This window comes from Burkholderia sp. AU16741 (genome assembly GCF_002223345.1).
Taxonomy (GTDB): domain Bacteria; phylum Pseudomonadota; class Gammaproteobacteria; order Burkholderiales; family Burkholderiaceae; genus Burkholderia; species Burkholderia sola.
This window is the reverse complement of the sequence record NZ_NKEZ01000008.1, coordinates 1,358,535-1,371,775: the sequence shown is the minus strand read 5'-3', so window position 1 is coordinate 1,371,775 and position 13,241 is coordinate 1,358,535. Positions and strand designations below refer to the sequence as shown.

Genomic DNA, 13,241 nt, shown 5'->3' with positions numbered 1-13,241 from the left:
AGGCGCCAGCGGGCGTGGCTGACGCATCCGTGCTCCAGCGCGCGCTGCACGGCGCCGGCCGCTGGCTGCATCGCTGGCAGAACTGGCTCGTCGGCGCGCTGCTCGTGTTCGGCGTGCTGGCCGCGTGCCGGCTGTGGCCGCATCCGCCGCTGCGCGACTGGAAACCGTCGTCGGTCGCGGTGACGGACGCGCAGGGCCGGCTGCTGCGCCTGACGCTCGCGAAGGACGATCGCTACCGGCTGTGGGTGCCGCTCGACCGGATGTCGCCGCAACTCGTCGAAGCGGTGATGCTGCACGAGGACCGCTGGTTCCGGTGGCATCCGGGTTTCAATCCGTACGGGCTCTTGCGCGGTGCGTGGATCACCTACGTGCGCGGCGGCAATCCGCAAGGCGGCTCGACGCTGACGATGCAGCTCGCGCGCTCGCTGTGGAAGCTGAACACGCGCACACCGGCCGGCAAGCTCGAACAGGTCGCCCGCGCGGTGCAGCTCGAACTGTTCTATTCGAAGCGGCAAATTCTCGAAGCGTATCTGAACGACGCGCCGTACGGCCGCAACGTCGAAGGCGCGGGCACCGCGAGCGTCGTCTATTTCGACCGGATGCCGGACGCGCTGACGCTGCCCGAGGCGCTCGCGCTCGCGGTGATTCCGCAAGATCCGGCGCGGCGCGTGCGCGGCGGGCAGGACGCGATCAATCGTGCGCTGGCCGTGTCGCGCAACCGGCTGTATGCGCGCTGGCTGACGAAGCACCCGGGCGATGCGTCGCTCGAGCCGTTGTTTGCGTTGCCGCTCGCGATGCGTCCGCTGTCCGCGCTGCCGTTCGATGCGCCGCATGCGGTCGACCAGGCGCTCGCCGCGCGCAGCGCGTGGCGCACGACGTCGGGCGGCGCGGCGGACGATGGCAACCGCGACAGCGATGGCGGCGCGCGACTCGCGACGACGCTCGATCTCGACCTGCAACGTACGCTCGAACGGCAGATTTCACGCTACGTCGCACGCAACGATACGCGCGGCGTGCGCAACGCGGCGGCCATTCTCGTCGATACGCGCGACATGGGCGTGAAGGCGCTGGTCGGCTCCGCGAACTTCTTCGACCGCACGATCGACGGGCAGGTGAACGGCACGCTCGCGCGGCGCTCGCCGGGCTCGACGCTCAAGCCGTTCATCTATGCGCTCGGCTTCGACCAGGGCGTGCTGCATCCGCAGACCGTGCTGCGCGACGTGCCGACGTCGTTCGGCCCGTATGCGCCGGAGAACTTCGACGGTCATTTCCTCGGCCCGATCACGGCGACCGACGCGCTGAACCGCAGCCGCAACGTGCCGGCCGTGTGGGTCGCGTCGCAGCTCAAGTCGCCCGACCTGTACCGGTTCCTGCAGGACGCCGGGGTGCGCCGGCTCGCGAGCGCGCGGCACTACGGGCTCGCGCTCGTGCTCGGCGGCGGCGAAGTGACGATGCAGGATCTCGCGGCGCTGTATGCGATGCTCGCGAACCGCGGCGAGTTCCGCCCGCTGCGGCTGCGCGCGGACGAACCGGCGCTGCCCGGCCGGCGCCTGCTGAGCGCCGAAGCGAGCTACATGACGATGGACATGCTGCGCCAGCACCTGCGCCCCGACGAGACGAGCGGCGCGCAGCCGTCGAGCGTGCCCGTGTACTGGAAAACCGGCACGTCGTGGTCGTTTCGCGATGCGTGGACGGCCGGCGTGTTCGGCCCGTACGTGCTGGTCGTGTGGGTCGGCAATTTCGACAATTCGACCAATACCGCGTTCGTCGGTGTCGACGCGGCCGCGCCGCTGTTCTTCCAGGTCGTCGATGCGATGAATGCGGAGCGCACGCTCGTCGAGCCGCCGCGCGCGGTGCCGCCGAAACTGAAGCGCGTGCGCGTCTGCCTCGCGAGCGGCGATTTGCCGAACGAATGGTGTCCGCAGCAGGGCTGGACGTGGTTCATCCCCGGCACGTCGCCGATTCGCGTGAGCACCGTGCACCGGCCCGTCGTGATCGACGATGCGACGGGGAAGGCCGCGTGCCCGCCGTACGACGGCAAGCGCACGCATACGGAGGTCTTCGAGTTCTGGCCGTCGGATTTGCAGCAGGTGTTCGCGCAGGCCGGCATTCCGCGCCGGCGGCCGCCGCAGAATGCCGATTGTCGCGATGCCGGGCAGGTCGAAGGCGACCCGCCGCGCATCACGTCGCCGCTGCGCGGCAGTACGTACGCGATGCGCGTGAAAAGCACCGACGACACGCGCATCGCGTTCAACGCGAGCGCCGATGCGAGCGCGCATGCGCTGTACTGGTTCGTCAACGATGCGTATGTTGGCCGCAGCGCGCCGGGCGACACGCTGTTCTGGCAGCCGCGCACGGCCGGCAGCTATACGGTGCGGGTGGTCGACGATCACGGCCGCAGCGATCAGCGGCCGTTGGGCGTGGGGCTGGAGCAGTAACGCGCGGCCCGCCCGCGCCGGTTCAGACGGTGTAGCCGATCCGCAGGACACCCCATGGCCGTCCGCCGACGACGATCGGCGCGGACACGTCCTTCATCAGCACGAACTGGCCGTTGCCCATGTCGCGGCGATAGGTCTGCAGCAGGAACGGCTTGTCATGCGCCACGGACATGCGCGCCGTGCGGTCCGTGTAGATCCGGCGGTTCCGGCAATTGGCCGCATTCCACGCGGCGTCCGCGCGCTGAGGCAGGGAAAACTTTCGGTTGTGAGTCGGCAGGTAGCACTGCCGGTCGAAGCTCGCACAATAGACGACGCGTGCGTCGACGTCGAGCACCGGCTCCTGGATGGCCGGCAGCACGCGATCGGTGAACGCCGTGAAGCGCGTCATGAACTGTTGCGGGTCGGTGCCCGGAATCGGTTCGTAGTGCGTGTCGAACAGCGCGTCGAGCGTGATGTCGCCGCGGCCGATCGCCTCCTCGAAGCATTTGCTGATCGCGGCGGCCGTGCTTCGCGCGGTGTCGATCAGGCGCGTGTCCGGCGATTCGATGCCGGTCGCGGCGGTGAGCTCGATCAGCGTCTCGGAGACGGAGAGCAGATTGCCGAGGCGGTCCTTGGCCTGCGAGAAGTTGTCGGCCGAGTTCTCGACGCCGGACGCCATCTCGCCGACCTGCTCGTCGAGACGATGGCACTGCGCCTCGATCTCGTCCGTCAACGACGCGATCTGTTCGGCTTCGCCCGCAAGTTCGGTGATCGCGTGCCCGGTCGCGTGCACGACCTCGCCGATCGTGCGCGTGCCCTCGCGCACGCGATGCGCGCGGGCGGCGTTGTCGGTGCCTTCCGCGAGCAGGTGTTCGGTCTGCTCGGCGAGCCGCGCGAGCGTCGTCTCGATCTGGGCCGTCGCCTGTCCGGTTTTCGCGGACAGGTTCTTGACCTCGGCCGCGACGACCGCGAAGCTGCGGCCCGACTCGCCGGCGCGCGCGGCCTCGATCGCGGCGTTCAGCGCGAGCAGGTGGGTCTGGCGCGCGATGACGGAAATCTCCTCGGACACCGCCCGCACGTGGTCGAGCGCATCGCGCAGCGCGCCCATCTGGTCGCCGATCGTGGTGACGCCCTCGACGAGCCCGTGAATGTCGGCGAGCGACGCTTCGATCGTCTGCTGCGACTGCTGGACCGCATTCGACGCATTGGCGCTGACGTTGCGCACCTGCTGCGCGGCCTCGGCGATCCGGTGGTTGCCGCGCAGCGTGAGGGCGGCCGATTCGCGCAGCGTGTGGCAGACCTCCGCCTGCCGGGCGACGCGGGCCGCGACTTCCTCGACGTGGCCCGACACGTCGCAGATCTCGATGCCGAGCCTGCCGGCCTGCTCTGCGATGTCGCCGACGAGCGCGCGCGACGAACGGCGGTGGCGGCCGATTCCGAAGAAGTTCACGTTGGTGGGTCTCCTTGAGGGCATGCGCGCCGGGTTCCCGGCGGATGTTGCGCATGCGTTCCTGACTTGACGGCCGCGCGGCCGCGGACTTGAGGTCGGGTAAACATCGAGATCGGTGCGCCGGAGGGCCGGGCCGGAGCCGGGTGGGGCGCGTGTGCGTGACGTTCGCATGACGTCTGCGCGACGTTTATGCGTCGTTTCCGTGTCCGGACGGGCGGCGCGTGGCACTCGCCCGTCCTCGGCGGCTGTATCAGAACACGTGATGGATGCCGGCGTTGACGCCGACCGTCGTGCCCGGCAACCCGTACAACGCGCCGCCCGTGATGCCGAGGCCCGTATTCATCGCGCCGTGGTTGTTGACCACGCCGACCTGCGCATACAGGCCCGTTCGTTTCGACAGGCTGTAGTCGGCGCCGATCGCGGCGAGCAGCGAATGATTGTGCGAATCGTTGCGGTCGGTGGTGTACCACGCGCCGGTGTTCAGGTCGAGGGCCGGCGTGACGCGGTAATCGAGGCCGGCGCTATACACGTCGTTGCTGAACGAGCCGGCGACCTTGTAGCTCGTGAACGACGCCTTGCCGGTCACCGGCCCGAACGTATAGGCGGCGCCGATCGTGCGGCCGACGAACGCGACCGTGCTCGCAACCGGCGTCGGCGACGTGCCGCCGTTGCCGTCGTAGAGCGCCGCGTTGAGCATGAAGCCGCCGTTCGTATAGGTGAGGCTGCCGGAATACTGGCGTCCCGCCTGGAAGTCGCCGGCCTTCCCGCCGAAGCCGAACATCGCGCTGGCCGTCAGCCCGGCGATCGTCGGGCTCGTGTACGAAATCGCGTTCGGGTTGAAGAGGCCCGTGACGAGCACGTTGTCGACATACGGCACCAGCGCCGCGCCGAAGTGCGAGACGTTGCGCGGATCCGATCCGAGGATCGCGAGCACGAACGGCGAGAACTGCAGGCCGACCTTCGTTTCGCCGAAGCCGCCGTCGATCCCGACCCACGCCTGGCGGCCGAAGAAGTTGCCGTTCGAATGGCCGAACGCGCCGTCCGTGATGTTGAAGCCGCTTTCCAGCTTGAATCTCGCGTGCAGCCCGCCGCCGAGATCCTCGGTGCCCGTGATGCCGAAGTTGGTCGGCGTCATGCCGGTGTCGGTCAGCGCGAACTGGCGGCCGGCGTTGCCGCCGGTCGCCGAATCGAGCGACCGGCTCGTATAGAGCAATGCGGCATCGAGATCGCCGTACAGCGTGACGCTGCTCTGCGCGAAGCTGCTCGTGCTGGCGGCCGCGCCAAGCAGCGCCGCGCACATCGTCCGTGTCATTCCCTTCATCGTCTGTCTCCGTTTTGTGAGTGTTGTAATGCGTATGACTAATTAAAAATGCAATGGCGGAAGCGATGCGAGCCGCCTGCATGCCGTGCCGTCGGGGAACGCACGGCGATGCTTGTCGCCGGCGCCGAAGCGACCGCGAGCCTGGTGTGAGAGGCGGGCGGTCGTGCTTCGGCGCCGCGGTGAAGCGATAGGCCCGCCGTGGCGGGCGATGTCACATCGAGCGGTTCAATTGCTCGAGGATGGCCGGATTCTCGAGCGTGGACGTATCCTGCGTGATCGCCTCGCCCTTCGCGAGCGAGCGCAACAGGCGCCGCATAATCTTGCCCGAGCGCGTCTTCGGCAGGTTGTCGCCGAAGCGGATGTCCTTCGGCTTCGCGATCGGCCCGATCTGCTTGCCGACCCAGTCGCGCAGCGTCTTCGCGAGCGCCGCCGCTTCGTCGCCTTCCGGGCGCGCGCGCTTCAGCACCACGAACGCCACGACCGCTTCACCCGTCGTGTCGTCCGGACGGCCCACCACCGCCGCTTCGGCCACCAGCTCGTGCGACACCAGCGCCGATTCGATCTCCATCGTGCCGAGCCGGTGGCCCGACACGTTCAGCACGTCGTCGATCCGGCCCATGATCGTGAAGTAGCCGGTCTCCTTGTCGCGCACGGTGCCGTCGCCGGCCAGATACAGCGTGCCGCCGAGTTCTTCCGGGTAATAGCTCTTCTTGAAACGCTCCGGGTCGCCCCAGATCGTGCGGATCATCGCCGGCCACGGACGCTTGACGACGAGAATCCCGCCTTGCCCGTTCGGCACGTCCTGGCCGGTCTCATCGACCACCGCGGCCGTGATGCCCGGCAGTGGCAGGGTGCAGGAACCCGGCACGGTCGGCGTCGCGCCCGGCAGCGGCGTGATCATGTGGCCGCCGGTTTCGGTCTGCCACCACGTGTCGACGATCGGGCAGCGTTCGTGGCCGACGTGCTTGTGGTACCACATCCACGCTTCCGGATTGATCGGTTCGCCGACCGTGCCGATGATGCGCAGGCTCGACAGGTCATAACTCTTCGGATGGACCTTGTCGTCGGCTTCGGCGGCCTTGATCAGCGAACGGATCGCGGTCGGCGCGGTGTAGAACACGGTGACCTTGTGATCGCCGATCATCTTCCAGAAGCGGCCGGCGTCCGGATAGGTCGGCACGCCCTCGAACACGACCTGCGTGCCGCCGCAGGCAAGCGGGCCGTAGGTGATGTACGTGTGGCCCGTGACCCAGCCGATGTCGGCCGTGCACCAGAACACGTCGTCGGGTTTCCAGTCGAAGGTCCACTTCATCGTCTGCGCGGCCCACAGCAGGTAGCCGCCGGTGCTGTGCTGCACGCCCTTGGGCTTGCCGGTCGAGCCCGACGTATACAGGATGAACAGCGGATGCTCGGCGCCGACCCAGGTCGGCTCGCACGTGTCGGATTCGCCGTCCGTGAGCTCGTGCATCCAGAGATCGCGATCCGCATGCCAGTCGATCTTGCCGCCGGTGCGGCGATAGACGATCACGCTCTTGACCGCTTCGCAGCCGCCTAGCGCGATCGCCTCGTCGGCGATGCTCTTGAGCGGCAGCGTCTTGCCGCCGCGGGCCTGCTCGTCGGCGGTGACCAGCGCGACCGCGCCGACGTCGACGAGCCGCTCGTTCAGCGATTTCGCGGAGAAGCCGCCGAACACGACCGAGTGCGTCGCGCCGATGCGCGCGCAGGCCTGCATCGCGACGATGCCTTCGATCGACATCGGGATATAGATGACGACGCGGTCGCCCTTGCCGATCCCGCGTTTCTTCAGCGCATTGGCGAAGCGCGACACGCGCGCGAGAAGATCCGCATAGGTCACGCGGGTGACGGTGCCGTCGTCGGCCTCGAAGATCACCGCGACGCGCTCGCCGTTGCCGGCTTCGACGTGGCGGTCGAGGCAGTTGTACGACGCGTTCAGTTCGCCGTCGTCGAACCACTTGTAGAACGGCGCGTTGCTCTCGTCGAGCACCTGGGTGAACGGCTTGCGCCACGTGAGGCCTTCGCGCGCGAGACGCGCCCAGAAGCCTTCGTAATCCTGCTCGGCCTCGGCGACGAGCGCGCGATAGGCCGGCATGCCGGAAATGGTCGCCGTCTTCTCGAGCGCCGCGGGCGGCGCGAACTGACGGGTTTCGTGAAGAACCGATTCAATCTTGGACAAGCGTGTCTCCCTGCGTTCGTGTAATTCCTGACGGTGCTCATGAAAATGCAACATGCGTGCCAGTTGCGCGACCGGTGCATGCCTGCAGTGAAATCCGCGGCAGCCGGGCATAGGGCGCCCAATCCGATCGGCGCGGCTGCGTCGTGGTGGCGGGACGATGCCGTGCGGCGTTCAGAAATGCAGCAGATCGTGTTGCAGTCCTGAGCAGTCCGCGTCCGGGCCGGAAGATGGCCGGCCGGCACGGCCGCATCAGGCGAGCAGCGAGCGCAGCGCCGGTGCGTGCCTGAATTGCCGGATGCGTTCGAGCGCCGATACCTCGAGCTGACGAACGCGTTCGGCCGACAGGTTCAGTTGCCGGCCGATCTCGCGCAGCGAATACTCGTTGTCGACGTCGATCCCGTATCGCAGGCGAAGAATCCACGCTTCGCGGGCGGGGAGGCAATCGATCAGCGCCGTGACCGCGGTGCGCAACTGGCCGGCGCTCGCGGCTTCTTCCGGCGTCGGTGCGTCGGCGTCGATCGTGACGTCGCACAGAGTGAGGTCGTGATCGGGCGAAACCGGCAGGTCGGCCGAGATCGGTTCGCGCACGATGCCCATCAGCTCGCGCACCTTGTCGACCGGCAGCCGCATCTGCGCCGAAAGCGCCCGCGCGTCGGCGACGTCGCCGGTTCGTTGCCGATGGATGCGCGCGAGCCGCGACAGCTTGTTGAGCGCATCGACCGTATGCGCGGGCACGCGTATCGTGCGGCCCAGGTCGGCGAGCGCATGGGTGATCGCCTGCCGGATCCACCACGTCGCATAGGTCGAGAATTTGAAGCCGCGCCGGTGATCGTAGCGATCGACGGCCTTCATCAGGCCGATATTGCCTTCCTGGATCAGGTCGGAGAACGGCAGGCCGCGATCGGCATAGCGTTTGGCGACCGACACGACGAGCCGAAGGTTGCTCTGGAACAGCTTGGTTCTCGCGGGTTGCATCGCCCGCTCGATACGCGCGCACCGTGCGTCGAGCGCGATCGCGATGTCGAGCGGCAACGGCGACTGAGCGGCGACGCGCGCGAGTGCGCTGCGCGCGTCGATCAGCGCCGGCGCATGGCGGGCGAGGGCGGCGGCGCAGTCGGGGTGCGCGACGCTGCATGCGTGCAGCCATGCGTATACGTCGTCGCACGGCGTGAAGAGGTCGTGGCGCGCGGAATCCGTACGGATGCCCGAGGCGGCCAGCGTGTCGACGAGCCGCTTTTCGAACGTGCGCGCCTGGGTCGCGCGCTCGCGGTTCGCCTGCCCGATGCGTTCGATTGCGCGCGACGTGAAGCGGACGGTGCCGGTCGACGCGGCCGCTTCGCGCAGCAGCGCCCGGCAAGCGGCCGACGCGAAGCCGTCCGCGTGCAATGCATGCTGCATGGCCGGCGCCAGCGCACCGGCGCGCTCGAGCGCCTCGACCACCGTATCGCGCCACGCGGCGCCGTCGACGGAAGGGCCCGCCGTATCGTCCGGCGCCGGCGATTCCGTGGCCGGATCGTCGGGCAACACCGTCGGCGCGCCGGCAGGCGATTCGATATCGCCGGTCAGCCCCGTCACGTAAACCGACGCCGCCACCTTGCCGGCACGGATGTCGTCCGCGATCGCGGCGACGGCGGCGAGCGCCGCCGGGTCGCGGCTCAATGCGTCGATGCATGCGGCACGACCGCTTTCCAGACGAAGCGCGAGCGCGATCTCCTCGTCGCGTTCGAGCAGCGGTGTCGCGCTCATTTCCCGCAGATAGAGCCGGACCGGATCGTTGGTCCGGCCCGCGAGCAAGTCGTCGGTCGCGAGCGGCGTCGACGCGTCGGCGAGCGGCGCCGCGACTTCCGACATCTGCGCAAAATGACGGTCGAGCGTCCACGTGGTGTGCTCGCCGGCATGCTCGCGTACGTCGATGCCGAACTCGCGCAGCGTCGACGCGGCTGCGTCGACATCCGCGCGTTCGACCGTCTCGTCGGGCAACGCATCGGCGATTTCGCCGTGCGTCACGTATCCGCGGTCGATGCCTAGCGCGATTAGCGCATGCAGATGCACCGCACGTTCGGCATCCGCGCCGCGATGCGACGCGTCGTCGCGCTCGCGGGCGGGCCCGGCATCAAGCGAGCTTGGCATAGACGTTGCACCAGCCTTCGGCGGCAACCGTCTTGCCCGCGAACATTGGGCACGTGCCGACGGATTCGCCCGCGGCAGCCTTGTAGAAGCGGCAGTTCGAACACGTCTGGCCGGCCTGATACTTCGGGAACTTGCCCGCGTCGACGGTCGTGGCCTTTGCGCGGTAGCCGAGCGTCTTCGCCGTCGCGTCGTTTTCGTCGACCGGCGGGGCGGCCGCGAATGCGCGCGTGCCGGCCGCGAGCGCGGCGCACAGGCCGGCGGCCTGCACGAAGAAGGTTCTGCGAGGGCGGGAGATCATGATGTCGTCCTGAATGAAATGAAACGAAAGGAAAAAGCGGGGCCCGCACGCCGGGCGGGCTGCCCGGCGCGGCGGTCGACCGAAACGGAAGCGGGCGGGAAAGTTACTTGCGCGGCCCGGCGATGAGCGGCGCCTTCGACGCGTTGGCGATCTCGGCGGTCAGCTTGCTCTGCGACGCGTCGTAGCCGTTCGAGTACAGCAGGAACGCCATCAGGTCCTCGTATTCCTGTGCGGTCATCTTGCCGGGTCGGTCGGCCGGCATGTTGCTCGACATGTACAGGAAGATGCCGCCGACCGTGATGTGCGACTTGCCCTCGGGCGCGAACGATTCCCCGCTCAGCGCGGGCGCGGTATTGCCCTCGAGCTGGTCGCCGTGGCATTTCGCGCACGCATCGCCGTAGAGCTTCTTGCCGTGTTGCACCTGCGCCTGGTCGAACGACGGGACGCCGCTGCCTTCGCTCGTCGAAACCTTGACGAAGCCGCTCTTCGCCGGCCGCTGCGCGGATGCGATCGCGCCGTCGAGAAACCGGCCGGGCACGCGCGTGGCGGCGGCTTGCGCGATGTCGTCGGGAAGCGTCCAGCCGCGCGTGAGCGACGCGAGACGGCCGTTGCCGCTCATCCGCGACAGCGTGGCGTCGATGCGCTTTTGCAGCGCGTCCTTGCCGGGCCCGAATGCGAACGACAGTTGCCAGTCGGAGTACGGCGAGGCAGTCGCCGCGACCTTGAACCGCTGTTTCGGATGGGCACGCTCGTAGGCGACGACGCTCGGATACCAGACGATCGCGCGTTGCGCGCGCCCCGCGGCGAGCGCGCCGATCGTTTTCTCGCTCGTGTTCTCGAGGTCGAAGCGCGCGTTCGTCTGCTGCGCGGCGATCAGTTGCGACGGGCTGCCGTACGTGGCCGCGATCGTTTCCTTGGCGCCGGACGGCGCTTGCGCATCGGGCAGCGACACGCTGACGTAGCCGGAGCGCAGATAGCCCTGCGAGAACGACATCTTCGATCCCGACGCATCGGCGATCGCCGAACGCGGGAAGCCGGCGATCACGTCGCAGTCGTGTTCGAGCGATTTCGTCAGCTCGCTGGCGGAGATGCCGTCGTCGTCGCCGTTGTCGTCGACGCCGCGTGCGTTGAAGGTCGCGGCGATGCCCGCGGTGCGGAACACTTCGCGCGCAACGGTGCGGTCGAGCGCGGTGGTCGGGCTGCCGGGCAGCGTGCAGACGCGCACGCCGGCCGACGCGGCTGCCGGTGTCAGCGCCACGCCCACGGCGAGCAGACTGGCGACGGTAACGGAAGTGAGGCGAGTATTCATGGTGGTGTGTCCGGTTGAAGCGGGTGGGGCGTCGCGCCCGCATCGGGCGCATGCGGGCGCGACTCGGGCGTGGCGCCGGTTCAGTTCAGCGCGAATACGTAGAGCGTGCCGCCGCGCGGAACGTCCTTCGCGATGTCCGCCATCGGGCCGCCCCAGATCGGGTTCGCGCCGCCATAGCCGGCGAGCACGGCGACATACTCCTTGCCGTCGACCTCGTACACCGACGGCTGCGAAATGATGCCGCTCGCCAGTTGCGGGCTTTCCCACAGCACCTTGCCGGTCGCCGTATCGAACGCGTACAGGTGGCCGTCGAGCGAGCCGCTGAACGCGAGGCCGCTCGCCGTGGTCGCGACGCCGCCGTTCCACGGCTTCTTCGACCAGTGGCTCCACAGCTTCTTGCCGGTGTTCACGTCGATGGCCGTCAATTCGCCGTAGCCTTCGCTGCCCGGTTCGGGCTTGATCTCGAAGCCTTCGCCGAGATACGGCAGCCCTTCCATGTAGCTGACCGACTTGCCGGTCAGGCTCATGCACGCATGCAGCGCGGGCACGACCGCGATGTTGCGTTCCTGGTCGTACGAGATCGACCACCAGTTCTTGCCGCCGAGGAAGCTCGGGCACGTTTCGATCGTCGTGCCGGCCTTCGGGAACTTCGATGCGTCCTGGATCGGCTTGCCGTCTTCCGTGTAGCCGGTGACCGACAATGCCTTCACGAACGGCGTCGCGTAGATCAGCTTGCCGGTCGTGCGGTCGATCGCATGGAAGAAGCCGTTGCGGTCCGCGTGAATGATCGCGTCGTAGTCCTTGCCCTTGTACTTGATGTCCGCGAGGACGGCCGCGTTCACGCCGTCGTAGTCCCACGTGTCGTTGTTCGTGTACTGGTAGTGCCACTTCAGGTTGCCGCTCTTCGCATCGAGCGCGAGCAGCGAGTCGGAATACAGGTTGTCGCCGGGGCGCAGCGCCGCGAGCCACGGGCCGGGGTTGCCGACGCCCCAGTACAGCGTGCGCGACGCGGCGTCGTACGTGCCGGTGAGCCACGCGGCGCCGCCGCCGTGGCTTTGCATGCCGTCGGGCCAGGTTTCCGCGCCCTTTTCGCCGGCGGCCGGGATCGTGTAGCGTTTCCAGACCTGCGAGCCGTCCTCCGGATTCAGCGCGGCGATGTAGCCGCGAATCCCGTATTCGCCGCCGGACGTGCCGACGACGATCGCGCCGTCGATCGCGAGCGGCGCGAGCGAGAACGCGTAGCCGAGGCCCGGCTCGAACATCTGCTTCTTCCACACGAGAGTGCCGGTCTGCGCGTCGAGCGCCGCGACTTCGCCGCTCAGCATCGCGATGTAGACGTTCTTGCCGTAGAGCGCGACGCCGCGGTTGACGACGTCGCAGCACGCGGTCTTGAACGAGGCCGCGCCGAGCTTCGGCTCGTATTTCCACAGCTGCTTGCCGGTCTTCGCATCGAATGCGTAGACGTTGTCCTTCGGCGTCGTCACGAACAGGTAGTTGCCGTTGACGATCGGCGTCGCCTCGAAGCCCTGCTTCAGGTCGGCCGGGAACTTGTACGCCCACACCTGCTTGAGATCCTTCGCGTTCGACGTGTCGATCTGCTTGAGCGGCGAATGCGAGCGGCCGTCGTAGGTGCGGTAGTAGGTCAGCCAGCCCGGATCGCCGTGCGCATCGGTCAGGCGCTGGTAGGTCACGGCCGGGTAGTCCGCGGCCGCTTCGACGAGGCCGGGGTTCAGCGCGACGGCGGCTGCCACCGCGATGCCGATCGTCGCCAGCCGGCTCGCTGAAGCCGAGAGTTTCTTCATGGTTGTCTCCTGAGTCATTGTGGTCGCACCGCCGCGAGCGATTCGTCGCGCCGGCACGGTTGGGGTTCCGGGCCGAGTGCACTGCCCGTCACGCAAGTCGCATGCCATCGCGGCGGGAAGCCGGTATGACGCGGCACACCGCCGCATCGCGTGCGATGGGCCGATCGGCGGCGCGCACCGTGGCGTGCACGCAGGTGTTGCATTCAGGTACACCGTCGCGCGCGAAGTGTTGCCAAACATGACAGGTGGCGCAGTCCGCTGAACAGCGGGCCGTCGGTTGCCCGCATGCCTTCACAAAGCGAGGTGCGGCGCAGCGCGCA

8 protein-coding genes are annotated in these 13,241 nt (G+C 68.2%); 1 reads left to right on the top strand and 7 read right to left on the bottom strand.

What is annotated here, in order from left to right; translation table 11 throughout:
- Window positions 1-14 precede the first annotated feature (14 nt).
- Window positions 15-2,438 (top strand): penicillin-binding protein 1C, encoded by a 2,424-nt coding sequence (pbpC, locus tag CFB89_RS26585; RefSeq protein ID WP_089470445.1) that lies wholly within the window; start codon window positions 15-17, stop codon window positions 2,436-2,438.
- A 22-nt stretch (window positions 2,439-2,460) separates the two neighbouring features.
- Here pbpC and CFB89_RS26580 read toward each other — a convergent pair whose 3' ends face one another.
- The 7 genes from CFB89_RS26580 to CFB89_RS26550 all read right to left on the bottom strand — a co-directional run bounded on the left by CFB89_RS26580 (window position 2,461) and on the right by CFB89_RS26550 (window position 12,921).
- Window positions 2,461-3,867, bottom strand: a complete 1,407-nt coding sequence (locus CFB89_RS26580) for a methyl-accepting chemotaxis protein (RefSeq protein ID WP_089470444.1) — start codon at window positions 3,865-3,867, stop codon at window positions 2,461-2,463.
- Window positions 3,868-4,117: 250 nt separating this feature from the next.
- Window positions 4,118-5,188 (bottom strand): porin, encoded by a 1,071-nt coding sequence (locus tag CFB89_RS26575; protein WP_089470443.1) that lies wholly within the window; start codon window positions 5,186-5,188, stop codon window positions 4,118-4,120.
- A gap of 211 nt (window positions 5,189-5,399) precedes the next feature.
- Window positions 5,400-7,382: an acetate--CoA ligase gene (acs, locus tag CFB89_RS26570; protein WP_089470442.1), complete on the bottom strand. Its 1,983-nt coding sequence runs from the start codon at window positions 7,380-7,382 to the stop codon at window positions 5,400-5,402.
- 249 nt (window positions 7,383-7,631) lie between these two features.
- Window positions 7,632-9,512, bottom strand: a complete 1,881-nt coding sequence (locus tag CFB89_RS26565) for a sigma-70 family RNA polymerase sigma factor (RefSeq protein WP_089470441.1) — start codon at window positions 9,510-9,512, stop codon at window positions 7,632-7,634.
- Window positions 9,496-9,810 (bottom strand): high-potential iron-sulfur protein, encoded by a 315-nt coding sequence (locus CFB89_RS26560; RefSeq protein WP_089470440.1) that lies wholly within the window; start codon window positions 9,808-9,810, stop codon window positions 9,496-9,498. Before CFB89_RS26560 ends, CFB89_RS26565 begins: the two co-directional genes overlap by 17 nt.
- Window positions 9,811-9,913: 103 nt before the next feature.
- Window positions 9,914-11,119: a c-type cytochrome gene (locus CFB89_RS26555; protein WP_089470439.1), complete on the bottom strand. Its 1,206-nt coding sequence runs from the start codon at window positions 11,117-11,119 to the stop codon at window positions 9,914-9,916.
- Window positions 11,120-11,199: 80 nt separating this feature from the next.
- Window positions 11,200-12,921: a methanol/ethanol family PQQ-dependent dehydrogenase gene (locus tag CFB89_RS26550; protein ID WP_089470438.1), complete on the bottom strand. Its 1,722-nt coding sequence runs from the start codon at window positions 12,919-12,921 to the stop codon at window positions 11,200-11,202.
- Window positions 12,922-13,241 lie beyond the last annotated feature (320 nt).